We start from the raw sequence: 26,713 nt of genomic DNA on the forward strand, positions 1-26,713 counted from the left end.
ATGTGTTATTATGAATTCAAAAGAATCAAATAAAAGTCTAAACAATAAAATAGATACTCTAACTAATGAAGTTAAAATACTTGAAATGATCATAAAGAACTCTTCTTCTTGCGATGAAATACTTCGCTATTTTGGAGAGGGGTCTTCCGATTATTTAGATAGTATTATAACAAATGCATCTCAAGTTTTAGGTGAGTAATTTATAATTTAAAACTAAAATAAAAAAAGACATGTAATTATTACATGTCTTTTATGATATTCTCTTTTTTCATCTAATTGTACCTGAAGAATTGATAAAATAATTCCTAATGAAACGATAAATAAAGATATACTAAATACTCTTCTTATCTCCATAACTATTTTAATCAATTTTCTATTTACCATATACAATCCACTATTCACGTTTTGTTAAAGTATATATAATTTACCTAGAATATTGATTGCAAATAAGTTAAAAATAAATATATTAGAATTAATCTATTCATTGTGATATCATTAAATGAACTTATTAAAATAAATTTTTAAACGAAAGGTAAGATTTATGAATTTTAAAAACTTAGGAATAAAATCAGATATACTTAATGTATTAAAAAAATCTGGAATACAAACTCCAACAGATATACAAAAGGAAACTATTCCTTTTATAAAAGAAGGCAGAGATGTTATAGCTGAAGCACAAACAGGTACTGGAAAAACTTTAGCTTTCTTACTTCCTATATTTGAAAATATTTCTCTAGATTCTAAGGGTGTTCAAGCTCTTATAATATCCCCTACAAGAGAACTTGCAATACAAATAACAGAAGAGGCTATAAAGCTTAAAGAAGGAAAAGATATTAATATACTATCTGCTTATGGTGGAAAGGATATTGGGTCTCAATTAAAAAAATTAAAGGGAAATATACAATTAGTAATTGCAACTCCAGGAAGACTTCTAGATCACTTAAAAAGAGGTACCATTGATCTTAAAAGCTTAAAAACATTAGTCCTTGATGAAGCTGATCAAATGTTATTTATGGGGTTTAAAAATGAAGTTGAAGCCATAATGAAAGAGACTCCAAAAAAACGTCAAACTTTATGCTTCTCAGCAACAATGGATTCAAAAGTTAAAAAGTTATCTTATAGATATATGATTGATCCTGTTGTTATTTCAGTAAAAAAAGAAGAGATTACATTAAAAAATATAAAGCAAGATGTAGTTGAAACAACAGATAGAAGAAAACAAGATGCTTTATGTACAGTATTAGATGAAGATAATCCATTTATGGCAATAATCTTTTGTAGAACCAAAAGAAGAGTTGATAATTTAGAACTAGATCTTCATAAACGTGGCTATAACTGTAAAAAGATTCATAGTGACATTCCTCAACCTAAACGTGAAAGAATAATGAAATCTTTTAGAAATGCTGATATACAATATTTAATTGCAACAGATGTAGCTGCTCGTGGACTTGATATAAGTGGTGTTGATAACATTTATAATTATGATATACCAGAAAATGTTGAAAGTTATATACATCGTATAGGTAGAACCGGTAGAGCTGGTGAATGTGGTTATACTTGTCTTTTTGTAGATCCAAAGGATAGTAGAATGTTAGCGGAAATAGAAGAAACTATAGAATTTAAAATTCCAAGAAGAATTTTAAATGATTAAATTAAAAGAGATAATATATATTTAAATATATATTATCTCTTTATTTACCTATGTTTTATTTTATCTCTTTATATGTTGCTTTTATATATTGTTTTTGTTCATCTATTTCTTTCTTTCTAGTATCATTTACATGCTCTAATAACATTAATCCTATACTTATTACTATAATTCCTAATATAATTAAATTTCTTATTTTTATCATCTTTTATCCTCTCTTTATTATTTTGTTATACACTTATTATATATTTTCAATGTTATTTCACATATTTTATAACCTTTCAATAACATTACATATTTGTAATATAAATAATAATGTAACGCTATTTACTTACGACATATCTTTATATATTTTTATCACACTTAAATTTTTCAACAATTTCCTTTGGTACAGCTATATCTTCTAATATTATACTATTTGGATTAGTAGTTAGAGGAAATTCCTCAATCCATATGTTACCATCTATCTTTTCCATAGGATTTACTGCTATACTTGGATCCTCGTCATACACCTCTTCTACATATTCGTCTTCTGTTAAAATAACAATACGTCTACAAGGTTCTTCACTATCTGCATATATATTAAAAAAACTATTATAATTGTCAAAGGATTTTACTGAAGTAACTACTTTGGCTTTTAAACCCAGCTCTTTTGCTGCTTCTAATACATTAATATAATTTTCATTCATCTTATGTACCTCTTTTCTAAAATTACTTACATATTTAACTATACCATATATATTTTATCTAATGTCCTCTCTTATTATTTTTTACATAAAATCTATTATTAAACTAACTAATATCAACCATTAATTTATACAAATAAATTAATTTTAAGCTAAATTTAGGAACTAAATAAAATAATTGACATGCATATTCTAATATGATAAAATAATTACTTTCGCTAAAATTAAACAAATGTGTTATAATAGTATTGTAACTATTTTTTGGAGGTGCTTTGTTTGTTTAATGTAGGAGATAAAATTGTTTATCCTAGCCAAGGTGTTGGTATTATTGATGTTGTTGAAGAGAAAGAATTCTTAGGTGAAATGCAGAAGTATTATAGAATTCATTTAGTTAATAACAACTTAAAACTTATGCTACCTGCTAATCGTTCAGAGATTTGTAATTTAAGATTAATAAGTGACCCTAGTGTCTTAGATAAAACTCTTAATAATATTAATGAATTTTCTACTGAGTTAGAAGAATTAAATAGCAGTAATTGTAAGATGAGGTTACATGATAATACTATAAAATTTAAATTAGGTACACTAAAAGATTATATTGAAATAATATCTAATCTTACTCAAGTTAGTAAAGACCATAATTTAAATACAAGTGAAAAACAAATGTTAACTAATACAAAAAAATTTTTAATTAATGAAATATGTTTAAGTAAAGAAATATCTAATACTGAAGCTACTATTCTATTAGATAATTCACTTTCTTTAATATAAGTTAAGTACATATAATTGAATATATTTTAAAGTAAAGAGAGATATAATAAGATTTTATTTAAATTTATATCTCTTTTTTTCATAAAATAAAAGATGTATGGAAAAATCCAATACATCTTTTATTTTATGATATTATTCAGCAGTTTCATCTACTGCAACCTCTTCTTCAGCTTTGCTCATATCTGCTATAAATGAATTTAAATCCATAAATGAACTTTTAGCAAAATCTAAAAATAAGTCTTCATCAATTTCTTTAAATTCTCTGCTATTAACAACAACTAAATCTCTCATTAAAAGATTAACATCTATCTTACCAACAACTTTAGCAATATTAGCTCCTGTTAAAACGCTTAATATTCCTTCACATTCATTTCTATTATTTATAATAGCATTATTTGATTTTGGTAATGTTTCTTTATAATCTAATGTAATGCCTTCATAAAACTCGCCATATTCATCATAAACTTCTAACGCAATATTGTTAGTGTCTAAATATCTTTCCATGACGCAAGTTAAATTTAAACCATCCCATTGAATTTTTTTATTAAATATCTTTATAGTTGCCATACCTAATTCTACCTTCTTTCAAATATATATCTCTACCTTAAGTGGATTTAAAATAAATCTCTCTAACTTTAAAAGAAGTTAGCTCTACTCACTTAATTTTTTCCTGCTTGTTTATTATACATTAAAAAAGAAGATTTTAAAAATACTTTTCAAAACTTATGCTTTTATTAAATCATCTTCAATATGTATTAATCTTTAAAGCTATTTCTTTAAACTAATTGTTTGCCATTATTTTATCTATTATATCTTTTCTTTCTTCACCTAATATATTAGATAATTTTACAGGCATATGTCCATCTTTATATACACTATTTCCATTAGCCTTAACAATTCTAACTATTTTTTCTTCTAGTTTTTCATAAGTTATAAGATCATCTAAATGTTGATCTATTAAGTCCTTTAAACATGTTGCTAATTCTTTTGGATTTTTGTAAACTGCTCTCATAATGTACTCCTTTGTATTAATTATTTTATCATCTATATAATAACATATTATATTATTATTTTATATTATTATTTAAATTGCTATAAAATCTGCAAAGATATTCATATTTTTTATTAATATCTCTATATAAATACTACCACATTTTCTTATATTTATTAAATGAATAAACTATTTAACCTGTAAAAATATTATAGAGAAAATGTGTAGGATTTTACCTACACACTTTTCCTATTAAATATTAAGATTTATTTAAGCTTAACTACAATCTCTGATGAAACTCCTTTGGCATCTTTAACATCTACATCAAATGTAATCTTTCCATTTTTTAATTTAACCTTTGATATTCTATTATCTTTAGAAACTATATCTTTTCCACTCTTATTTATTTCTATTGATATCTTATTACCTTTAAATGTTGGATCAGATACAGAAATTGTTAAATTTTTATTATTATCTTCTTTCATAATTACTGAAGCTTTCTTATTTGATGCTATATCTCCAGAAGTATTTTTTCCATCTACCCAGAAGTTTGCTCCTTCAATATTTAATGCAGTATGTTTAACCCCACTTGCTTTTTCATCATTTCTAACTATCTTAATCTTAGAATTTTTTGAATACCTTTCCACTTCATCTTTTGACTTATTTGGTAGTAGTACATAGCTATATCCTTCATTCTTAATCTTTTTACCGTGGTTTACATACATAGTTAGATAATTGTTTGTTACCTCTTTATCTAAAGATGATGTTCCTGAATTTATATCTAGCCAATTCCCATCTCTTTTATCTCTTAAAATATTTATATCTTCACCATCTGGGAAATAATATCCTATATCTGAACTTGCAACATTTCCTTGAAGATACGCCCATTTTGCATTCTTTATCTCTTCTTTATTTCCTAAGCTAGGCACCTGCTCTTTTCCATCTACTATAAACTTATTTGTTCCATCTTTTTTAATCTTTCTATTCTCTATTATTGTTTCTGTATCAGATTCATCTTTATTTGTTATTCCAGATCCTAAGCAAACTATCTCATCATCAAACATAAACCACGCTTTATTTGCAGTTAAAGAATCATACTTATTGCTTATTTTCATGCCTGCTACTCCATACTTGCCTAGCTTACTTCCACCTGACCAGCTTTCATTAGTAAGCTCATAATATACTTCATTTTGGGCTGTTGCACCTGGATCAACTCCTGGAATTATTTCTTTATCAGCTCTCTTTTTACTATCAACTGTAGTTCCAGGCATTCTATATGGATCAACAGTTGGCCAAAAATCTTCTGAAAATTGTGTTAAGTCATTATTATAAATATATGTCATTCCATCCCCCTGGAACCAAGGTCTCAAGTTTTCCTTATTCATAAATTCATATTTACTAATTCTATTTGAACTTCTTGAAATTGCTAAGGAATAATCACTTCTCTCGTGGACAGTCTTGTCCATCATATTTAATGCATAATGATTTTCACCTTGTTTTGATGCTACAACATTATCATCCTTCATAATCTTATAAAATGTATTTATAGCATTTATAGATTTAAATCTAGCCCCAGGATCAATTACATCTGAAGACTCCTGTGCCCATTCCTTAACCAAGCTCTGTATTTTTTCTGATGTTTCTTTATCTGAAATCATTGAAAGCTTAAGCATACCTTCCATAATTCCTGCTGCCTGAATATATCCATTATCTTTAGGCCTTGATATAGACCTTCCTCTTACCATATCCATAACATATCCTTTATAGATAATTGGATCAAAACTTTCAAATATCCACTTATATATGTTATTTTTATTATCAGATTTAATACTCCAAGGCGTTCCCTCTAATAAAAACATCAAATTTGATACTTTATTTATTAAAACGTTACCATAAGAGCCAGTATACGCTACTATTCCATGTTGTACATAGGAACCATCTGGATAAAATCCATCATCACTAGTTACATAATTAAATACACTTACTATATCCTCTGATGCTTCTTTTATTTTATCTGGATCCTTTTGATTAACTCCTTGTAATAATTTATTTAAGCATACATCTGCTAAATTTGCTCCCGTATGGTACTTACTACCAGGTTCTATACTTGGTAAGAATTTTTGTATTGCATTCATGTATTTATCAACTTGCTCTTTTGATAGGTCATCATACATTAATACCACTACATCATTTAATCTAGCAGGTATACCAATCATCCAATCCCACCAATTTCCATACTGCTCTTTTTTATCGTTGTATGCGTTTTCATTAATCCACTCTAAAGCATATATTATTTTATCTTTAAGTTCTTCATCTTTATAATAAGTGTCATTAGGTAAGCTATACGCCATTGACATAGATACTATATTATTGAACATTGATGTTATTCTTGCTGGATTTTCTTTATAATCTTTATACTCTTCCCATAGCCAATCCTTTGACTTATCCTCATTCATATTTTGCAAATATTTTTTTGTTTGATTTACATATCCACTTATTTTTTTAGCTATAACCGGATTATTTAAATCTATTGACTTTCCCCCTGTTAAATCATCCTTCCACATAAGCCTTATACTTTCAATGACTTGTTCTTCATTGCTTACTTTGTTTATAGATAATTCTGCTTTTTTAGGATTTAAAGTAGCTGCATTTACTTCAGTGCTAATAAAACTCGTTACTGATATAGTGGAAACTAAAGCTGAAACTACTAAAACCTTTATAACTTCCCTATTTTTTTTCATAAAAATATTCTCCCCTTTATTAAATATTTGCTAAAGCTATATAGCCTCTATTGTAAATATAATATATAGTAAACCGATTTGCAATATATTTTTTATAATTTTCTGATAATTTTTTAATCTATTTTTGAATTGTATTAATATTTCACCACAAATTCTTCTTAATACATATATAATAATAATTATTAACATATGTTTACCTTTGGTTAATTTATATAAAATTTATATTGATATAAAATATTAGTTGAGGTGATTATTATGAAAAATACAATCAAAGTTGCTAGTGCTATACTAGAAAATAAAGATCATAAAATACTTTGTGCTCTTCGATCACCTAGTATGAGTCATCCAAATCTTTGGGAATTTCCTGGTGGTAAAATTGAAGAGTGGGAATCTATTGGTGAAGCTATAGTTCGTGAAATTAAAGAAGAGTTATTATGCGATATCGAATTTATAGAAATATTCAATGATAATATCTATGAATATGATGATGTTATTGTAAATTTAATTGCTACACGCTGCAAAATTATAAATGGTGAACCAAGAGCTACTGAACACTCAGAAATTAAATGGGTATCTAAATCAGATTTAAAAAATTTAACTTGGACTCCTGCCGATATTAAAGCTGTAGATGCACTTATAGAAACTGAATAACAATAGGCAAAATAAAGAACAAGTATCATATTAGATACTTGTTCTTTATTTTACTGTCCCTCTCTCTATTAGATAAGGTTCTAGTTCTATTATATTTTCTTTAATATCTTTTTTATCTATAAGTCTAAGAAGAAGTTTTATACCTTCCTCCCCAATATTGTATATAGGCTGTGCTACTGTTGTAAGTTCTGGTTCAATAAAATTGCAAATATCAATATTGTCAAATCCTAATATACTTATATCTTCTGGTATTTTATATCCGTTTCTAATCAAGTATTTTATCCCACCAATAGCCATTACATCACTACTATAAAATATTGCATCTACATCTATTTCTTTTTCTATAAGGCGCTTAGTTGCCTTAAATCCACCTTCTAATGAAAAATCCTCTTCTATATTAAATTCTTTGTTATATATACCAAGCTCGTTTACTTTTTCTATATATGTTTTTAATCTAATATTAGCAGTACTATATTCTTTATTTCCTCCAATAAAAGCTATATTTCTTTTATTTTTATTATATAAATAATCTAGTCCTAATCTTATACCTTTTTCATTATTGCAGAAAACTCCATTAAACTTTTCAAAGTTTTCAACAACCCTATCTACTATTACAAATGGTATACCTTGGCTTTCTAATATAGCAAAAGATTCATTTTTATCATCACTTGGTGCTATTATAAGTCCATCTATAGCTTTACTCATAAGAAGCCTAATATGTTCATTCTCTCGTTTCTTACTATTTAATGTATTGCATAATATTATGCTATATCCATTCTCTTCTGCTATCTTTTCAATTCCTTTAGCCATTTCGCTGAAAAATGGATTCTGTATATCTGGTACTATAACTCCAATACTATAAGATTTTTTAGTTATTAAACTCTTAGCTAAGTAATTTGGAACATAATTTAGCTCTTTTGCTGCTTTAAATATTTTCTCTTTTGTCTCTTTTGATATATTATTTTCTTTATTATTAAGTACCATTGATACTGTGGTCTTTGAAACATTAACAGCCTTTGCTATATCTAATAAAGTCGTTTTTTTCATCGTTTCCTCCCATAATTTATTATTTAAAATTATACCATATTTCTGTCCATTTAATTTTGTACATTAAGTAAATAAAAGAGCCTAAAACTCCATTAAATTTTAGGCTCCTAACTTTTTAATTTGAGTAAATTTTTAAATCTGCCGCAATATTATTATTTACCTTTTCACCATTGTAAATCTTAGCTGCAAGTTCTACTCCTAATGCACCAATTTCATCTGGTTGCTGTGCTATAGTTGCTTTCATTTCACCTTTTTCTATAGCTTCTTTTGCATCCTCATTTCCATCAAATCCAATTACCATAGTATTAAGTCCAGCTGCTTTTATTGCTTTTGCAGCTCCAAGTGCCATTTCATCATTATGTGCAAATACTACTTGAATATTTGGATCTCTTTGTATTATATTTTCCATAACTTGAAGTCCCTTTTGTCTATCAAAGTCAGCTGCTTGTATTGATATAAATTTAGCTTTGCTTTCTTTATCTAATATATTATGGAATCCTTGACCTCTATCTCTTGTAGCTGAAGCTCCTGGTATCCCTTGAATTTCTACTATATTTATATTGTCTTTATCTTTAAATTTATCTAACACGAATTTAGCTGCCATTTCTCCACCAACAACGTTATCTGATGCTATATGACTTGTAACAAAGCCACCGTTAGATTGTCTATCTAGAGTTATCACTGGAACATTTGCTTTATTTGCTACTTCTATAGTTTTAACTACAGCATCACTGTCTGTTGGATTTATAAGTAGTGCTGTTACTCCAAGTTGTATTAAATCTTCTACATTTGCTCTCTCTTTTGCAGGATCATTTGTTGAGTCAAGTACAATTAATTCAAAACCTAATTTTTTAGCCTCAGCTTCTGCTCCTTCTTTCATTGAAACGAAAAATGGATTATTTAAAGTTGAAAGAACCATTCCAATTTTTTTAGGATTATCTTTTTTCATACATCCAGTTAATGAGCCTAGAGCTAATACTCCAATTAAAGCAAGAGCAATTACTCTCTTTTTTATTCTCATATTCTTTTCCTCCGTAATACCCTATTTCTTTCTACTCTTTTTATCTAATAGAACTGCTATTAATATAACTAAACCTTTAACTATTGATTGGTAGAAAGGTGATACATTCATTAAGTTTAATCCATTATTTAAAACTCCTATTATTAGAGCACCAATTATTGTTCCTGATATCTTACCTTCTCCACCTGCTAATGAAGTTCCTCCAATTACTACTGCAGCGATTGCATCTAGCTCAAAGCCTGTACCTGCATTAGGTGAAGCTGACCCTATTCTACTAGTTATAATTACACCAGCTATTGCTGATACAAAACCTGATACTACATAAGTTAATACCTTTATTTTATCTGTATTTATTCCTGATAATTTAGCTGATTCTTCATTACCACCTAAAGCGTATAAGTATCTACCAAATTTAGTTTGTGATAATATATAAATTGAAATTGCCGCTATTACTATAGTTATAATTACTGGAACTGGTATAAAACCTATTTTTGCATTACCTATCTTTAAGAAGCTTTCAGGTAATTTAGATATTGGAGTACCATTTGTAAATACTAAAGTTGCACCTCTAAATATTGTCATAGTTGCAAGTGTTACTATGAATGCTTGTAATTTACCTTTAGCAATTAGGATACCGTTTACAAGACCTATAACAATACCCACAATAGCCGCAACTATTATTGCTAAGAATATATTATTTGTTGATTTAATAATTGAAGCTCCAAGTGCTCCACTAATTGCAAGAGTTGATCCAACTGATAAATCAATTCCACCTGTTAAGATAACAAAAGTCATACCAACTGCTATAATTGCATTAACTGAAACTTGTGTAAATACATTAGTTATATTTGCTACTGTTAAAAAACTTGGAGTTACAAAAGTTATTATTATACATAATAGTACTAGACCGATTAAGGATTTATATTTATCTAAGTATTCTTTGTAGTTTTCTTTCATGATTTAAAACTCCTCTCATTCGTAAAAATTAATATTCAATAATTAATTTATTCCAACTGCTAATTTCATTATTTTCTCTTGTGTAGCCTCTTCTCTTGAAACTTCACCAGTTATCTTTCCTTCACTCATAACCATTATTCTATCACTTATTCCAAGTACTTCTGGCATATCTGAAGAAATTATAATTATCGCTTTTCCGCTTTCTTTAAGCTCATTTAATAATTCATATATTTCTTTTTTTGCACCAACATCAATACCTTTAGTTGGTTCGTCAATTATTAAAACTTCTGGATGTAACATAAGCCATTTTGCTAAGATAACTTTTTGTTGATTACCTCCACTTAAATTTTTCATAAGTTGCTGTGGATTTGGTGTTTTAATCCTTATCTTTTTAATGTATTCATTTACATCATCCATCTCAGATTTTATATTTAATGCACCAAATTTATTTTCATACCTTGTGAGATTAGAGATTGTCATATTATCAGCTACAGATAAACTAAGTACACATCCTTCTCTTTTTCTATCTTCTGAAAGATAGCATATACCATTTTTAATAGCTTCTTGTATACTGCCGCCTGATAGCTCTTTCCCATTTATCTTAACTGTTCCAGAAGTCTTTTTGTAAGCTCCAAATATTGTCTTTGCAAGCTCTGTTCTACCTGATCCCATAAGTCCTGCAATCCCAAGAATTTCTCCTTCTTTAACCTCAAAATTTGCATTGTTTACTCCAGCTTTTGAACTTAAATTCTTAACTTCTAATATAGCTTTTCCTTTTTTAGTTTCTCTGTATGGAAATTGATCTTCTATCTTTCTTCCAACCATCATAGTTATAAGTTTATCATTATCAATATCCTTAACTAATGCATTGCCTGCATACTTTCCATCTCTTAAAACTTCAACTCTATCACATATTGCAAAAATTTCTTCCATTCTGTGTGATATATATATAATTGCTATACCTTTTTTCTTTAAACTGTCTATTACCTTAAATAATTGCTTTGTTTCAACATCAGTAAGTGCTGTTGTTGGTTCATCCATTATTATAACTGCTGCATTTTTTGTAAGAGCCTTCGCAATTTCGATCATTTGCTTTTCTCCAACATTTAAATTAGATGCAAGTTCATTTGGATCTACATTACATCCAATTTGTTCTAAAAACATTTTACTTCTCTCTACAAGAAGCTTTTTATTTATTCTTCCAGTTCCTTTGTTAACCTTTTCGTTGCCAAGGAATATATTTTCGCAAACAGTTAAGTTATTTATTACACTAAGTTCTTGGTGTATTATTGTAACTCCAAGCTCTTCTGCTGCCTTTATTCCCTTAATATGTACTTCTTCTCCTTGAATGAATATCTTACCCTCATCCTTTTGATATACACCACTTAATATTTTCATAAGAGTTGATTTACCTGCACCGTTTTCTCCCATCAGTGCAGTAACTTCTCCTCCATAAGCTGTTATATCTACATTGTCTAAGGCCTTAACTCCAGGGAATGATTTACTCACACCCTCCATCTTTAACATTGGTTTTTTTGAATCCATATAAATTCCTCCTTTTAGAAGACAACTCCTGACTTTAAAATTATGTTTGCATAAGGTGTTTGTTCTCCTGTTCTTATAACTGCCTTACAATTTTTAAGTTCCTCTTTTAAACCTTCATGACTTATAAATGTTATTTTAACGTCCCCTATTTCCTTCTTTATTTCTAAGAAAAGTTCTGGACTTACATCCTTTGTCTCTGTTGCTATAATAACTTCTTCTATTTCTAACTCTAAAAGAACTGCTTTTAATGTATCAATAAATGTTGGTAAATTCTTAATTAAAGCTAAATCTATTCTTTTAACATTCATTGGAATAGGTAATCCACAATCACCTATTGCCAATGAATCAGTATGTCCCATCTCTGATATAACTGTTCCTATTTCACTATTTAATAATTTTGTCTTTCTCATAAGTCTTACTCCTCTCCATAAACCTCAATAACTTCTGCAAGTCTTGCAATTGAAGGTTGTGCTCCTTCTCTTTGTACTGTTATTGAAGAAACTTTGTTTCCAAATTTAACTGCTTTTAATAAATTTTCAAAACCTAAGTTTTCTGTATCAAGCTTTGAACTTAATCCACCAATAAAACTATCTCCTGCTGCTGTAGTATCTACTGCATTAACTTTAAATGCTGGCACTACTTGTCCATCTTCTTTGCTTATAACAGCGGCTCCCTTTGACCCTAAAGTTATTATTACAAACTTTACTCCCTTTTCTAATAATTCCTTTGATGCTACCTTTGCAGTTTCTAAATCATTTACTTCTATCCCTGTTAAAAGCTCAGCTTCAGTTTCATTTGGAATTATTATATCTGTATACTTTAATAACTCTTCATCTATACTCTTAGCTGGTGCTGGGTTTAAGATAGTTATTTTATTATTTTCTTTTGCTATCTTAAATGCTTCTAATGTAATTTCTTCTGGTGTCTCAAATTGAGATATTAAAATATCACTATCTTGTATTACTTCTTTTGATCTATCTATTTCACTTTTATTTAAAGTCATATTTGATCCTGATATAACAGTTATTGAATTATTTCCTCTATTATTTACTGTTATCATGGCCATTCCTGTTGGCTCATTATCATCCTCAAATATTAAGCTTGTATCTATTCCTTCTTCGTCTAATAAAGTTTTTAAGATTTGTCCATTATCATCTCTACCAATCTTTCCAATCATAGAAACCATATTTCCACATCTTTTTGCTGCAACTGCTTGGTTAGCTCCTTTGCCACCTGCAATCTTTTCAAAAGATTTTGAAAGGATTGTTTCACCTTCCTTTGGCATCTCATTAACTTTTATAACTAAATCCATATTTATACTTCCAAGTACGCAAACTTTATTCATTTAACTCACCTTCCTACTAAATCGTTTCACTAAATCGATTAACTATATAATAATACATCTGTAAACGTTTTTCAACATATTTTTTAAAATTTTTTTAATTATTTTTATAAAACTTTATTAATCATCATTCTTTTTATTTTTATAGAAAATAAAATTGCCGTATACATAAGTATACGGCTCATTATTTTAAACTTTATTTTCTTTTTACTGGTAATAATCTTTTTATTATTAATATAGCCCAATCATCTTCAGGATTTTCTTTCCATTCAAAATCTACAAGAAGTTTTTTAAGCCAAGCATTTAATCCATTACTTTCTTTTGATGCATTTGGATATTGTCTTCCGTAAACTTCTTTAATATCTTCAAGAAGTTTCTTTTGATCCTCTTCTTTAATTTCTTTATCAATTTCATTTAATATCATTTCACGGCACTTATCAAAAGCTTTTGCATCATTTGCATAAAGCATATCTGCCATAAATTGTCTCTCTCTATTTAGCTCTTCTCTAACTTCTTTAATTTCATCTTCATTTGATAAATATTTTAAAGCTACTTTAAGTGCTTCTATTTCTTTATCAAGTTTTTTAATTTTTCTTTCTAATTGAAAATTTTCCATTTAATATTCTCACTTTTCTTGTTTTATTTTATTTAGTTATATTTTTCTTATAACAATTCTTTTATTATATCATTAATTCTTATTTTCTCAAATAATCACATAATTAATTCTTATTAAATATTTTATTTATATAGTTTAATTTAGGAGAATTTTATGTGCGCATTTAGAATTATTTCCTTTGATGGTGGTGGTGTCCGTGGAGCATTATCAGCTAGAATCTTTAAAAGACTTTGTGATAGGCACCCAAAAATATTAAATAAGACTGACCTTTATGCTGGTGTTTCAACAGGATCACTAATAGCTCTATTATTAGCTTTAGGTAAAGATGGTGATGACGTTGATAATCTATATAGTTATGATAATATAAAAAATATTTTCACTCCAAATCATTTAAATATTTTTAGACCTAAGTATAGTAATAAAAGATTAAAAAATACAATAAATTCAGCCTTTGATGAAAACTATAAATTAAAAGATTTAAATAAATATGTCTTCATTCCATCTTTTAATGTAATTGGTCTAGAATCTGAAAGCTGGGAACCTGTATTTTTTAATAATATATCAAAAAATAATAATCTATCAAACTATTCTGTAATAGATGTAGCTTTATCCAGTTCTGCAGCTCCAACATACTTTCCATCTCATAATGGTTTTATAGATGGTGCTGTCGTTACTAATATGCCAACTGCAACTGCTTTAATACAAATTTTAAAATTACACAAACCTAAATTAGATTTTTCTGATTTTAGAATTCTATCAATTGGTACTGGAGTAACTCCTTGTAGTATAAAAAGAGATACTTCAAAGTGGGGAATTGCACAGTGGGCTTATAATCCATTTCTAAAGGCAAAAAAACCTTTAGTTTCAATTTTATTAAATGACACAATCCCTCTAGAGGATATGTATTGCAAAGAACTTCTTAAAAATAATTTTTTTAGAATAAATCCTATTCTAGATAATGAAATTGAAATGGATGATTATAAAAAAGTAAATGACCTAAAAAAATTAGCTAGTGGTCTTGATTTAACAGAAGCTTATAAGTATATTGAAAATTATTTTTTAAAATAAAATGAAAGAACATCCTAATTTAGGATGTTCTTTCATTTATACACCTATAATCTCTTCTAATTTCTTTATATCTATATTCTCTTTAAGCAAATCTGCTAATTTATCGTACTCTCTTAATTTATGTTGTTTATAAGATGATTTCTTTTCAATACCTTCTATTGATATATTATTTCTTTTTGCTATATACTCTATAAGTCTTAAATTAAACTCATCTGAATCAAATATTCCATGAAGATATGTTCCTATAACCGTACCTTCTTTATTTATAGATCCAATTATTCTATTTTCTTCATCACAAATAAATGGAATTGCATTTTCTTTATATTCATTTACTCCATTATGAATCTCATATCCTTCTAATCTTATATTTGAAATATATTCATTTAAAGGATTTTTATCTTTAATAAATGCCTTAGTTTGAATTGTTGTCTTTTCTTTATTAAACTTAGTTTTAAAATCTAATAAATTTAATCCTAATTCTTCTAAAGTATCACCTTCAATTTTTTCATCATCTATTATCTTTTCTCCAAGCATTTGATAGCCACCACAAACTCCAAAGATTAGAGTTCCATTAGCCTGAAGCTCTTTAATTTTATCGTATAAACCTATATTTTTTATAATCTTTAAATCATCTATTGTGTTCTTACTTCCTGGTATTATTATCATATGAGGATCGTCTAACTCCTCAACACGTTTAATGTATCTTACACTTAGATCACTCATTCTTTCTAAATTATTAAAATCAGTGAAGTTTGACATATGAGGAAGCTTTATTACAGCAATATCTATATTTCCCTTTTTACTATTCTTATTTAGTATTTTATCACTTACTCCATCTTCATCTTCAATATCTAATGTGCAGTGAGGCATCACTCCAAGAACAGGTATATTTATTATATCCTCTAATTGTTTCATGGCATCTTTAAATAAATCTACTCTTCCTCTAAATTTATTTATTATTACACCTTTTACTCTTTTTCTATCTTCTTCTCCAAGAAGCATAAGCGTTCCAACAACTGATGCAAACACTCCACCTCTATCTATGTCTGCAACTAATATAGCAGGTACATCTGCCATTTTAGCCATAGCCATATTAGCTATATCAGTATCTTTTAAATTAATTTCAGCACAGCTTCCAGAGCCTTCAAGTACTAATAAGTCATAATTATTTTTTATAGAATCATATGTATTAGAAACTTCTTTTCTTAGTTCCTTATTTATTTCCTTATATTTATAAGCATCCATTATAAATTTAACTTTTCCATTCACTATAACTTGAGTTTTTCCTCCATTTGGTTTTAATAAAAGAGGATTCATAAAAGCTTCTGGCTCTATATTACAAGCTTCTGCCTGAACAACTTGTGCTCTTCCCATTTCAAGCCCATCTTTTGTAACAAAAGAGTTTAATGATATATTCATAGCTTTAAATGGTGCAACCTTTAAGTCTTTATTTGTAAAATATCTACAAATTGCTGTAGCTAATGTACTTTTACCAACTGATGATGCTGTACCAAGTAACATTATTCCTTTTGATTTCATCTTATCCCTCCCTCTTAAATAGTTTTATTTTTATAAAAGAAGTAATTCTATCAATTGTGTTAATCCTTTAAACTTTATATCCTTATAATCAGAACTTAAGAAAAGATATTCACCTTCGCCTCTTTCGTGCATTCCATTTATTGAATTAGTTATATGATCTCCTGTTATAAGAATAGAATATTCGTTATGATTATATTCTATATATTTTAATAGTGGCTTAATCATTTCATCAAATATCTTTTCAACAAATAACACTTTTCCTGCTGTATCTTTTCTGTGAGATAATTCATCACAACCATTTATATGTATCAATAAAAAATCAAACTTATCTATAGCTTCTTTTGCTTTATTTCTTTTTTCTATTAATGAAGTGTCGTAATCTCCAGTAGCATTACTTAAATTAATGCTTTTTAATCCTATGGATAAGCCCATTCCTTTTACTAAATCAATGCCAGAAATAACTGCTCCATTTAGTTTGAATTTTTCTTTCATTGAATCTAAATACGTTTTCTTAGATACTCCCCAAGGATACATCATTATTCCTTCATAACCTATACTTTTAAAATAATTATATGAATACTTCATAAATTCTAATATAATTAATAATTCTTCATCACCTTCATTAATAGCGCTTTTAGGCATTATATCATCTAATATTTTGTAAGTATTATCATGGGGCTTTGAAAAAATAATATCTTTCAAACTATCATAATTCTTATTTATAAAAAGTAAATTCCTATAGGCATCACAATGAATCATTTTAAACTCTTTATTTAGATTTTGATGATTTTTAAGATTCTCTATAAACTTATAAGTAATAAAACTAGCTTCTTCCTTTGATAAACCGCTAGTAAAATCTTTTAATCTATTATCTTCAATTTTAACTAAATTACATCTTAATACAGACTGATCTTCTTTAAGTTCATAGCCTTTAGATAGCGCTTCAAAATAAGCTCTCTCATATATTTTATTTTCTGTAGGAGAATATCCTAAAATATTAAATATACAATTTAAGCTATCTACATCATACCCCATAATGGAATTATCTGAGCTACCTCTAGAAGAAAATTTAGTTATAGATTCTAAATCTTTAAATTCAGAATCTATAACTTCCTTTATATTCTTTGTATTTTCAAAATATCCATCTAAAATTATTAATACCTTTTTATCTTTCATAATTAAAAACCTTACTTAATGCATTAATAATTTTTTCATTCTCTTCTCTTGTTCTAACAGCGATTCTGTAGAATTTATCATTTAATCCTATATAATTATTACAACTTCTTATTAATACTCCATACTTTAATAATTCCATTTTTAAATCTATATCTTCTTTTATCTTAAAAAATATAAAATTAACTGATGGAGTAAACACCTTTAAGCTCTTTATATTTTTCAAATTATTATATAAGTATTCTTTTTCTTTATTAACATAAACAATACTTTCTTTGTTATATGTATCTTCCTTTAAACCACATATCGCGGCAATAGAAGCTAATGTATTAACATTCCAAGACATAGTTACTCTATCTATCTTTTCAAGTAAATCTTTATTATCTGTAACTCCAAATCCTATTCTTAGCCCTGGAATTGCATAAAACTTAGTTAAAGATTTTATAATTACTAAGTTTGAATATTTATATATTAAATTCATAACAGAATACTTGTCTCTATCATCAACAAAATCTAAGAAAGACTCATCAACTGCAACAAAAATATTTAACTTCTCTGCTCTTTTTATAAGCTTTTCTAAATAACTTCTATCAGTTATAACGCCTGTAGGATTATTTGGATTACATATAAATAAAAGATCTATACTTTCATCTAATTTTTCTATAAGTTCATCTGTTAGTTTAAAATCATCCTCTTCTTTTAAAAGAAAATATTCTATATCTCCATAAACGCTTTTAACCCCTTCTTCATATTCTGAAAAGCTTGGGGCTAGCAATAATGTTTTTTTAGGATTTAGGGCACGTGCTAAATTAAATATGCACTCTGCTGCCCCATTGCCTAAAAATATATTTTCTTTTTTTATTTCTTCAAATTTGCTTATTTCTTCTTTCAATTCATAATAAGTTATATCTGGATAATTAACCACATCACTTAAATTATCTATTATAGAATTTTTTATATTTAAATTAAGCCCTAATGGATTTATATTAGCTGAAAAATCAGTAATACTTTCTCTATCTATATTATAAACTCTACATATTTCATCAATGTTTCCACCATGAACAGACTTTATCATTAAATCACCTCAATAATTATACTTATACTACAAGCTAGTATAACACCTAAAAATGAACTTAAGTATAGAATTTTATTTACCATATCAACACTATCTACGGTTATTTTCTTTATTCCATCTCCTATTTCAGGCTTTTTCACTAGCTTTCCAAAGTAGTAATTTGCACCTCCAAGTCTTATATCTAAAGCACCAGCTACTGCTGATTCTGGATGAGCACTATTTGGGCTTGTATGATTACTTTTATCCCTATTATAAATCTTAAAGGCATTTTTATAATCTAATCTTAATAAAAAAGCTGATATTATTATTAAATATGCAGAAAGTCTTGCAGGTATATAATTAAATACATCATCTAATTTAGCAGGAAAATAACCAAAATCCATATATTTATCGTTTTTATAACCGAACATAGAATCCATTGTATTTACTGCCTTATAAGCAAATATAAGTGGTGCTCCACCAATACCTGCAAAGAATAATGGGGCTATTATTCCATCAGACATATTTTCAGCAACAGTTTCAACAACAGCTCTAGTTATTCCTTCTTCATCTAATTTATCAGTATCTCTTCCAACTATATATGATAACTGATGTCTAGCTTTATCTATATTATCTTCCTTTAAATATCTTATTACCTTTAATCCCTCAACCTTTAAAGCCTTTGTTGATAAACAAAAGTATATTGCTATAGATTCATATGCCATAGCTACATATGGACTTATTCTACCTAACAATTTTATAATTATAAAATTAATGAAGAATATTATTAATACAACTGTAACCCAAGTTATTGCCCCTGCAAGCTTTAGATGTTTTTTAAATAACTTTCTAAATACACTCTCACTAAGTTTAGCTACCTTTCCAACTCCCCTAATTGGATGATATGGATTTTGAGGATCTCCTATTATTAAATCTAATATATATCCTATTATTATTTCAATCATGTTAAAGCTCCTAATTTATTATATAATCTTAAAAATTATATCTTTTTATTAAATACTCCACTAATTCAGCCTCATTATAAAAAGTATCTCCATAATTCATTTTAGGTTTATCTATAACAATGAGCTTTATATTTCTATCTATGGCAGATTGTAATTTTTCAATTGTTCCACCAGCTGTTCCGCTATCTTTAGTTATTATTGCCTTCGCATTATATTGGTCTATAAACCCTTTATTTAGTTCATAGCCTACAGGACCTTTAATAGCTATAACGTCTTGAAGGTCAACTCCTAAATCTAACACCTCTTGAAGTATCTTAGAGGATGGCAGAATTCTATGTATAATTCTATTTCTACAATTAAGTTTAAGTATATTTCCTATATTTCTACTTCCAGTAGTATTTAATATATTCCCATCAATTTCTTCTAAGACTTCTTTTAACTCATTATATCCTTGAATTTTTATTATATTTTTATAATCTGAACTACTTAATACGCCTTCTCTCTCATAGCGTATATAAGCAATTCCTGAATCTTTTGCGCTTTGCATTGCGTTTTTACTTACTTCTGTTGCATATGGATGTGATGCATCTACTAAAACCTCTATATTAAAGTTTTTTATTAAATCTATTAATCCATCTTTATCTAATGGTTTTGTATTTAAATGCGCTACTTTATATTCTTTAAGTAACTCACCACCATATTCTGTTGCTGTAGATACAACTATTTTATCAGTATATCTATTCATCATTCTTAAAATTTTCTTACCTTCAGAAGTACCTAATATAAAACCTATCATTTATTTGTCCTCTATTTTATAACCTCTAGGTGTTATAAATGTATCATCTTTAATATAACTTTGTGAATTACCAACTATAACTATACTCATCATGTCAACAATTTCAGTATCAAACTTTTCAAGAGTTGTTATAGTATATTCCATACCATCTCTAAGAGCATTTTTTACAACTGCAATTGGAGTGTTTCCATTTCTATAAGATGCAATTATATCTAAACATTCTCTTAAATACTCAGGTCTACCTTTACTTTTAGGATTATATAAAGATATTATAAAATCTCCCTCTGCTGCAAGCTTAACTCTCTTCTTTATAGCTTCATAAGGAGTCATTAAATCACTTAAACTTATATTACAATTATCATGCATAAGTGGCGCACCAACTACTGAGCCTGCTGCACTTGATGCAGTAAGTCCTGGAACTATAACTACTTCCTCATCATTTTTAAGTTCTAATATAAGACCTGCCATACCATATATTCCAGAATCTCCAGTACTTATTAAGCAAACATCTTTTTCTTTTGAAAGTTCTAATGCTCTTTTACATCTTTCAACTTCGCCTCTCATACCAGTTTGATATATTTCTTTATCACCTATTAAGTCACGTACCATTTCTATATATTTTGTATATCCAACAACTATATCACAATTTAATATTGTATCTCTTGCTTTCATTGTCATATGATCTAGTCCACCTGGACCAATTCCTACTACATATAATTTTCCCATTAATTTAATCTCCTTTTAAATGTACTTTTCTCCTATTGAAAGAGTCATTCCTTCATGTTTAATTTTCTTTACTTTAACTTTTCCGTCCATTAAATAAATTACAGGTTCACATACACATCTTACTCCAACAGTTTTAAATACAAAATCACTGCCTTCATAATCTGCTTCTACACTATTTATTTCATCTTTATTAAAAGTTACAAATTCGCATCCTAAATAATTAGCTAAAGATATTATTGCTTTTTCCTTCTTTTTTATATCTATTGATCCAATCTTAATTACTGACTTTTGATCATAATTATTTTCTTTTAATGCCTTAAGTACAAATTTTCTAAGTTTTTTTTCATCTGTATCTTTTCTACAACCTATTCCTAATACTATATCTTTTCTAATAAGTTTTAACAATTTATCTCTCTTAGGAATATCTAGTTTATTTGTAACCAAAATCATATCGTCTTGTATTTCTTCTGTTTTTATATATCCTTTTGGTGCATATATTATATCTTTTTCGTCTTTAAAGTAAACCTCTTTATTATTTACAATAAGTGATGCTACTTCCTTACATACTTTTAGATTATCTATAAGCAAATTATTTTTTTTTGCAATCATATCTGGAGCTTCTATATTCATTCCATCTGTTGCAGTTGTTATAACTGGTGTATTATTTAGTATTTTAGATACTTTAAGGGTTAATTCATTTGCTCCACCTAGATGCCCACTTACTAAACTTATTGTAAAATTATTATTTACATCAACAACAACTATAGCTGGATCTTTTGTCTTGCTTTTAAGATATGGAGCTATAAATCTTACAGCGATACCAGTAGAACTTATAAATATAACTCCATCTAGTTCTTCCATAAATTCTTTTGTTATGTTTTTTAAATCTAAATTTTCTCTAGATTTAAAAAACACTTTACAATTAATATTTTCTTTTATTTTTTCTGCAATTACATTGCCCTTCTCTGTGACACTTATTACACCAATCATATTTTAAACCTTTGAATCTCTAAACATGTGAGCAAATGACTTATCATAAAGCTTACTCTTTTCATATTCGCAATCTATAAAGTCACCAACTAAAATTTGAGCGCATTTTGTAATTCCAGCTTCTTTAACCTTTTCACTTATATCATCTAATGTACCAAGAAGTATTCTTTGATCTTCCCATGTAGCTCTTTCAACTACTGCTATATTTACATTTCTTCCATATCCACGTCTAAGTTTCTCTACAACCTTATCAATCATTGATATTGATAAGAATATTGCCATTGATGCTCCAATTCCAGCAAGCTTTTCTAAATCTTCAGTTTCTGGAACCTTAGTTCTACCTTCCACTCTAGTTAAAATTACTGTTTGAGTTATGCTTGGAAGAGTAAATTCTTTCTTTATAGCTGAAGCTGCAGCTGTGAATGAACTTACTCCTGGAATTACTTCATATTGTATATCATACTTATCAAGTTCATCCATTTGTTCTTTAATTGCACCATATATAGCTGGATCACCTGTGTGTAATCTTACAATAGTCTTATCCTTATTTTCAGTTATAACTTTTATAACTTCATCTAAAGTCATCTTTGCTGAATTATATATTTCTGCTCCTTCTTTGCAGAATGTCATATGTTCACTTGAAACTAGTGAACCTGCATATATAACTATATCAGCCTTTTTTAGAGTTTCTCTTCCCTTAACTGTAATTAAATCAACATCTCCTGGACCTGCTCCTATAAAATAAACCATTACTTTTTCCTCCTATTATCTACTTGCTATAATTAAAGACATATATTCTCTTGAATTTATTATATCTTCTCTATTTTCTAGTATTTTTTCTCCGTCTCTTCCTACTTTTTGTACACAAACATAATCAAAGCCTTTTTCTTCAAGACAGTTTACAACTTCTTCTTCTCTCTTATAAACTTTCATAATTACAACATACTTTTCATCTTTAATATCAGAAACTCTAGCTGCTGGAAGAACTAAAAGTGGTTCATTTCCTATAACAAGAGTTCTATTTACTAAACTAGCTGCTGCACAAAAAGAAGTTATTCCTGGTATTGTAACAACTTCTATTCCATTCTCTTTCATATGCTTTAGCATATGAATGTATGTACTATAAACATAAGGATCTCCGATAGTTAAAAATCCTACTGTCTTACCCTTTTCTATTTCGCTTTTTATGTATTCATAAGCTTCTTTTGCTTTTTCTACTCTATCTTTTTTTCCCATTGGAAAATGTTTAAGTACAACTTCTGTATTATCTTTTACATAATCCTTTGCAGCTTCATAGGCTACGCTTTCTGCTCCTTCTACTGCAACTGGTGCTACAATAATATCACATTCTTCAATAGCTCTAACAGCTTTAATAGTTAAAAGTTCCGCATCTCCAGGTCCTACACCTATTCCATATAATTTAGCCATCTATTTCTTCCTTTCTGCACTCTACTATAAATATTGGATTATTTGCTATAAGCATTAAGCTCTTTCCCCTTGTTTTGCTTACTTGAAGCATTGTTACATCGACTTTGTAACCAATCTTTTCTACTATGGCAATAGCTTCGTAAACATTCTTTAAAGTTATAAAATTCATAACAAGCTTACCTGAGTTTTTAAGTAACTTATCCGAATAAATTAGAATCTCTTCTAATCCTCCACCACTACCTCCAACAAATATAGAATCAAAAATCTTTTTTTCTTCTACAAATTGTTTTAAATATTCAGTAGCTTCTCCTGTGCAAAGATCTATATTCTTACAATTAAATTTCTCTATATTCTTTCTTGTAACTTCTATTGCATCTTCATCTTTTTCTATTGAGTATACAGTTCCATTATTTGCAATCTTAGCACATTGTATTGTAATTGACCCTGTACCACTACCTATATCTAAAACTTTTGAATCCTCTTCTAATTCTAGTTTACAGACTGAGCTTATTCTTATATCCTCTTTAGTCATAGGACAATTTCCTCTTATAAACTCTTCATCCTTTATAAATTTCATCTCTTCTCCTCATTCCATTATGCTTTTTCAATTATAACTACTGACAAAAGTTCATACTTCCCATCTTTTAAATCCTCTGGAGCACCTATACTTATTTTTTCATCATCATAAGATAAATTTTCACCTATAGTAACTTTCGCTAATATATTATTTTCATATAAAATCTCACAAAGTTTACTTGGATTATTTATTCTATCAGTAAGCCATATTGAACAATCATTTTCTCTTACTTTGATTAAAAATTCTTCTTCTCTCCCATGTAAACTTCCTAAGTAAGCTGTGCTCCACATTATCTGTGCTTTGCTAGTTAGATACTGAAATGAACTTATACCAGGTATAATCTCTATATCATTATTTACCTTTTTCTTTAAATAATTTGTTATTCCATAGAAAGTTGGATCTCCTGAAGCTATTATTGATAAATTTAAATTCTTGTTTTGCTCTACAGCCTCTAATAATTCTTTCAATGATGTCACAACTATAGATTCCTTATTTAAGAAGTCTATAGATTTTACAGCTCTATCAAATCCAATTATTTTATCACTATTTTTTAAAGTTTCTAAAGCTTTTGGAAGTATATATTCTCGCTTTCCAGGACCAAGACCAACTATATAGATCATCTAATTCTCTCCTTCTAATGAATTCCATAAAATTTTAGGACTGCATGGATCATAATACATAACTACATCACAGTTTATTTCATTGTAAGTGTATAGCTCAAGCCTAGCTTTAATCTTTTCACCTATATTTTTATACAAATCATAGAATCCATCACCTAATAATTTAACTGCTCCCTCTGAAGTTTTTTGCTCTAAAACTTCTTTTACAAAATCTATGTCATAACCTAAAAGTGCTAACTCTAATGCTATAACTTCAAGTCTTACATCACTTACTCTACTATGAGTATTAAAACATCCATAAGCCACTTTGCTAACTTTTCCTATATGACCTACTAAAACTATATTTTTAACCTTTAAGCTAGCACAACACTCTAATGCATACCCAACATAATTTGAAATTATAACAGTTTCATTTTCTTTATATCCAAGTTCTTTGCATAGTCTTTCACCCATATTTCCAAAGGTTAATACTAAAGTTTCATTATTTATAGCCTTTTGATTTATCTCTAGCTTAACTGATGCTTTAAGTGCATCTTCTGACATTGGATAAACTATTCCTGTTGTTCCAAGTATAGATATTCCACCTACTATACCAAGTCTTGGATTAAAAGTTTTCTTTGCAACTTCCTCTCCTTTTGGTACGAATATAGTTATTTGAACTCCTTTATCTTCTGGCTTTACACTAAGGACTTCCCTTTCTATACATTCTCTTGGAACTTTATTTATTGCCGGCTCTCCTTTTGGTATAAAGAGTCCATCTTTAGTAATAGTACCTACACCTTTTCCACCTTTTAATACATATCCTTTATCAATAACTTTTGCTTCTGCCCAAATATCTATCCCATGAGTTGCATCAATATCATCTCCGCCATCTTTAATAATTGAGCATGCTACAAAATCTTTTCCTCTTTTTATTTCATTTATCTCTAAATCAAGTACTATACCTTTCGGAGTATCAATTTTTATAGATTTAATTTCTTCATTATTAAATAACATGTAAGTTGCAGCTTTTGCAGCAGCTGATGCACAAGAACCTGTTGTATAACCACACCTTAACTTCTTTCCGTCGCTTTCAACATACAAATCAAGCATTTTTATATCTTACCTTTCATAAAGCATGTACATAAGAGCATTAATAATTGCAGTTGCAACAGTACTTCCACCTTTTCTTCCTTTAACTCTTATATAAGGTATTCCTAATTTCTCTAGCCCTTCTTTACTTTCAGCCGCTCCAACAAATCCTACTGGAACTGCAATTATAAGCTTTGGTTTTGCATCTCCACTTTCTATAAGCTCTCTTAATTTAAAAAGTGCTGTTGGTGCATTACCAAATACAAATATATCAACACCTTCACTAGAAGCTAATTCCACTCCAGCCATTGAACGTGTTATTCCTCTTTCTTTTGATAATTTATGTACTTCATCTAAATTGACATAGCATATTCCTTCTGAATTTAATGCATTTAAAGCTCTCTTATTTATTCCTGATAAAATCATATTAGTATCAGTATAAAGTTTGGCTCCATTTTTAAATATTTCTTTAGCTGCATCTATTGCACCTTCACTTATTTCTAATAAATTTTTATACTCAAAATCAGCTGTTGTATGTATAACTCTTTTTACTACAAGTAACTCTTCATCAGTGAAGTTATGCTCTCCAAGTTCGCTACCTATAATTTCAAAACTTTTTCTTTCTATTCCCATTGGATCTTTTATATAGTTCATAATTCCTGTTAGAGAATCTATGTATCCTCTAACATT

General features: G+C 28.0%; 31 protein-coding genes. 5 read left to right on the forward strand and 26 right to left on the reverse strand.

From position 1 onward, the window contains the following. Positions 1-10: 10 nt before the first annotated feature. Positions 11-199 (forward strand): hypothetical protein, encoded by a 189-nt coding sequence (locus ACQPUW_RS07520; RefSeq protein WP_204594310.1) that lies wholly within the window; start codon positions 11-13, stop codon positions 197-199. A gap of 14 nt (positions 200-213) precedes the next feature. Here ACQPUW_RS07520 and ACQPUW_RS07525 read toward each other — a convergent pair whose 3' ends face one another. After that, entirely contained in the window at positions 214-384 is a 171-nt protein-coding gene (locus ACQPUW_RS07525; RefSeq protein ID WP_430836840.1) for a hypothetical protein, read from the reverse strand. A 157-nt stretch (positions 385-541) separates the two neighbouring features. Between ACQPUW_RS07525 and ACQPUW_RS07530 the strand changes: the two genes are divergently transcribed. Next, a complete protein-coding gene (locus ACQPUW_RS07530) occupies positions 542-1,651 on the forward strand; it encodes a DEAD/DEAH box helicase (protein WP_430836841.1) in 1,110 nt (369 codons plus the stop codon). Between the two features lie 55 nt (positions 1,652-1,706). Here ACQPUW_RS07530 and ACQPUW_RS07535 read toward each other — a convergent pair whose 3' ends face one another. After that, entirely contained in the window at positions 1,707-1,853 is a 147-nt protein-coding gene (locus ACQPUW_RS07535; protein ID WP_430836842.1) for a hypothetical protein, read from the reverse strand. A 139-nt stretch (positions 1,854-1,992) separates the two neighbouring features. Continuing rightward, positions 1,993-2,337, reverse strand: a complete 345-nt coding sequence (locus ACQPUW_RS07540) for a hypothetical protein (protein ID WP_430836843.1) — start codon at positions 2,335-2,337, stop codon at positions 1,993-1,995. Between the two features lie 273 nt (positions 2,338-2,610). Between ACQPUW_RS07540 and ACQPUW_RS07545 the strand changes: the two genes are divergently transcribed. Continuing rightward, positions 2,611-3,105 (forward strand): CarD family transcriptional regulator, encoded by a 495-nt coding sequence (locus ACQPUW_RS07545; protein ID WP_430836844.1) that lies wholly within the window; start codon positions 2,611-2,613, stop codon positions 3,103-3,105. A gap of 132 nt (positions 3,106-3,237) precedes the next feature. On the opposite strand, the gene ACQPUW_RS07550 is transcribed toward ACQPUW_RS07545, so the two are convergent. From ACQPUW_RS07550 to ACQPUW_RS07560, 3 genes are all read right to left on the reverse strand, one after another. After that, positions 3,238-3,672 (reverse strand): hypothetical protein, encoded by a 435-nt coding sequence (locus tag ACQPUW_RS07550; RefSeq protein WP_204594315.1) that lies wholly within the window; start codon positions 3,670-3,672, stop codon positions 3,238-3,240. A gap of 214 nt (positions 3,673-3,886) precedes the next feature. Next, positions 3,887-4,117, reverse strand: a complete 231-nt coding sequence (locus tag ACQPUW_RS07555) for a TIGR04540 family protein (RefSeq protein ID WP_204594316.1) — start codon at positions 4,115-4,117, stop codon at positions 3,887-3,889. 245 nt (positions 4,118-4,362) lie between these two features. Continuing rightward, on the reverse strand, positions 4,363-6,837 hold the full coding sequence (locus ACQPUW_RS07560; protein ID WP_430836845.1) for a polysaccharide lyase 8 family protein: 2,475 nt from the start codon (positions 6,835-6,837) through the stop codon (positions 4,363-4,365). Positions 6,838-7,092: 255 nt separating this feature from the next. Between ACQPUW_RS07560 and ACQPUW_RS07565 the strand changes: the two genes are divergently transcribed. Then, on the forward strand, positions 7,093-7,488 hold the full coding sequence (locus ACQPUW_RS07565) for a (deoxy)nucleoside triphosphate pyrophosphohydrolase (RefSeq protein WP_430836846.1): 396 nt from the start codon (positions 7,093-7,095) through the stop codon (positions 7,486-7,488). Between the two features lie 45 nt (positions 7,489-7,533). Here ACQPUW_RS07565 and ACQPUW_RS07570 read toward each other — a convergent pair whose 3' ends face one another. The 7 genes from ACQPUW_RS07570 to ACQPUW_RS07600 all read right to left on the reverse strand — a co-directional run bounded on the left by ACQPUW_RS07570 (position 7,534) and on the right by ACQPUW_RS07600 (position 14,016). Beyond that, complete coding sequence (locus ACQPUW_RS07570; protein ID WP_430836847.1) at positions 7,534-8,535, reverse strand: LacI family DNA-binding transcriptional regulator; 1,002 nt, start codon at positions 8,533-8,535, stop codon at positions 7,534-7,536. 115 nt (positions 8,536-8,650) lie between these two features. Continuing rightward, on the reverse strand, positions 8,651-9,556 hold the full coding sequence (gene rbsB, locus ACQPUW_RS07575; protein WP_430836848.1) for a ribose ABC transporter substrate-binding protein RbsB: 906 nt from the start codon (positions 9,554-9,556) through the stop codon (positions 8,651-8,653). 21 nt (positions 9,557-9,577) lie between these two features. Then, on the reverse strand, positions 9,578-10,513 hold the full coding sequence (locus ACQPUW_RS07580) for an ABC transporter permease (protein WP_430836849.1): 936 nt from the start codon (positions 10,511-10,513) through the stop codon (positions 9,578-9,580). A gap of 42 nt (positions 10,514-10,555) precedes the next feature. Further along, the gene (locus tag ACQPUW_RS07585) at positions 10,556-12,058 is read right to left on the reverse strand and encodes a sugar ABC transporter ATP-binding protein (protein ID WP_430836850.1); all 1,503 of its coding nucleotides are present in this window, start codon (positions 12,056-12,058) and stop codon (positions 10,556-10,558) included. 14 nt (positions 12,059-12,072) lie between these two features. Next, positions 12,073-12,468: a D-ribose pyranase gene (rbsD, locus tag ACQPUW_RS07590; protein ID WP_430836851.1), complete on the reverse strand. Its 396-nt coding sequence runs from the start codon at positions 12,466-12,468 to the stop codon at positions 12,073-12,075. A gap of 5 nt (positions 12,469-12,473) precedes the next feature. Then, a complete protein-coding gene (gene rbsK / locus ACQPUW_RS07595; protein WP_430836852.1) occupies positions 12,474-13,403 on the reverse strand; it encodes a ribokinase in 930 nt (309 codons plus the stop codon). A gap of 193 nt (positions 13,404-13,596) precedes the next feature. Then, entirely contained in the window at positions 13,597-14,016 is a 420-nt protein-coding gene (locus ACQPUW_RS07600; protein WP_430836853.1) for a hypothetical protein, read from the reverse strand. 153 nt (positions 14,017-14,169) lie between these two features. Between ACQPUW_RS07600 and ACQPUW_RS07605 the strand changes: the two genes are divergently transcribed. Continuing rightward, complete coding sequence (locus ACQPUW_RS07605; RefSeq protein ID WP_430836854.1) at positions 14,170-15,084, forward strand: patatin-like phospholipase family protein; 915 nt, start codon at positions 14,170-14,172, stop codon at positions 15,082-15,084. A 36-nt stretch (positions 15,085-15,120) separates the two neighbouring features. Here ACQPUW_RS07605 and ACQPUW_RS07610 read toward each other — a convergent pair whose 3' ends face one another. From ACQPUW_RS07610 to ACQPUW_RS07670, 13 genes are read right to left on the reverse strand one after another with little or no spacing between them, the layout of a single operon-like run. Next, complete coding sequence (locus ACQPUW_RS07610; RefSeq protein WP_430836855.1) at positions 15,121-16,623, reverse strand: cobyric acid synthase; 1,503 nt, start codon at positions 16,621-16,623, stop codon at positions 15,121-15,123. Between the two features lie 30 nt (positions 16,624-16,653). Further along, positions 16,654-17,799 carry a hypothetical protein gene (locus ACQPUW_RS07615; RefSeq protein ID WP_430836856.1) on the reverse strand — a complete coding sequence of 382 codons (1,146 nt, stop codon included), beginning with the start codon at positions 17,797-17,799 and terminating at the stop codon, positions 16,654-16,656. After that, positions 17,789-18,871 (reverse strand): threonine-phosphate decarboxylase CobD, encoded by a 1,083-nt coding sequence (cobD, locus tag ACQPUW_RS07620; protein WP_430836857.1) that lies wholly within the window; start codon positions 18,869-18,871, stop codon positions 17,789-17,791. Before cobD ends, ACQPUW_RS07615 begins: the two co-directional genes overlap by 11 nt. After that, a complete protein-coding gene (cbiB, locus tag ACQPUW_RS07625) occupies positions 18,871-19,815 on the reverse strand; it encodes an adenosylcobinamide-phosphate synthase CbiB (protein WP_430836858.1) in 945 nt (314 codons plus the stop codon). The genes cobD and cbiB overlap by 1 nt, the downstream gene beginning before the upstream one ends. 28 nt (positions 19,816-19,843) lie before the next feature. Continuing rightward, positions 19,844-20,611 (reverse strand): cobalt-precorrin-6A reductase, encoded by a 768-nt coding sequence (locus tag ACQPUW_RS07630; RefSeq protein WP_430836859.1) that lies wholly within the window; start codon positions 20,609-20,611, stop codon positions 19,844-19,846. After that, positions 20,612-21,337 (reverse strand): precorrin-3B C(17)-methyltransferase, encoded by a 726-nt coding sequence (gene cobJ, locus ACQPUW_RS07635; protein ID WP_430836860.1) that lies wholly within the window; start codon positions 21,335-21,337, stop codon positions 20,612-20,614. Between the two features lie 15 nt (positions 21,338-21,352). Beyond that, a complete protein-coding gene (gene cbiG, locus ACQPUW_RS07640; RefSeq protein ID WP_430836861.1) occupies positions 21,353-22,327 on the reverse strand; it encodes a cobalt-precorrin 5A hydrolase in 975 nt (324 codons plus the stop codon). 3 nt (positions 22,328-22,330) lie between these two features. Further along, a complete protein-coding gene (gene cobM, locus ACQPUW_RS07645) occupies positions 22,331-23,077 on the reverse strand; it encodes a precorrin-4 C(11)-methyltransferase (RefSeq protein WP_430836862.1) in 747 nt (248 codons plus the stop codon). Between the two features lie 15 nt (positions 23,078-23,092). Next, positions 23,093-23,755, reverse strand: a complete 663-nt coding sequence (locus tag ACQPUW_RS07650) for a cobalt-factor II C(20)-methyltransferase (RefSeq protein ID WP_430836863.1) — start codon at positions 23,753-23,755, stop codon at positions 23,093-23,095. After that, a complete protein-coding gene (cbiT, locus tag ACQPUW_RS07655) occupies positions 23,748-24,332 on the reverse strand; it encodes a precorrin-6Y C5,15-methyltransferase (decarboxylating) subunit CbiT (protein WP_430836864.1) in 585 nt (194 codons plus the stop codon). Before cbiT ends, ACQPUW_RS07650 begins: the two co-directional genes overlap by 8 nt. 17 nt (positions 24,333-24,349) lie before the next feature. Then, positions 24,350-24,952, reverse strand: a complete 603-nt coding sequence (gene cbiE, locus ACQPUW_RS07660; RefSeq protein ID WP_430836865.1) for a precorrin-6y C5,15-methyltransferase (decarboxylating) subunit CbiE — start codon at positions 24,950-24,952, stop codon at positions 24,350-24,352. After that, on the reverse strand, positions 24,953-26,044 hold the full coding sequence (cbiD, locus tag ACQPUW_RS07665) for a cobalt-precorrin-5B (C(1))-methyltransferase CbiD (protein ID WP_430836866.1): 1,092 nt from the start codon (positions 26,042-26,044) through the stop codon (positions 24,953-24,955). A 9-nt stretch (positions 26,045-26,053) separates the two neighbouring features. After that, complete coding sequence (locus ACQPUW_RS07670) at positions 26,054-26,677, reverse strand: precorrin-8X methylmutase (RefSeq protein WP_430836867.1); 624 nt, start codon at positions 26,675-26,677, stop codon at positions 26,054-26,056. Positions 26,678-26,713: the final 36 nt, after the last annotated feature.

It is taken from the genome of Clostridium sardiniense (assembly GCF_050584765.1).
Classification (GTDB): domain Bacteria; phylum Bacillota; class Clostridia; order Clostridiales; family Clostridiaceae; genus Clostridium; species Clostridium sardiniense_A.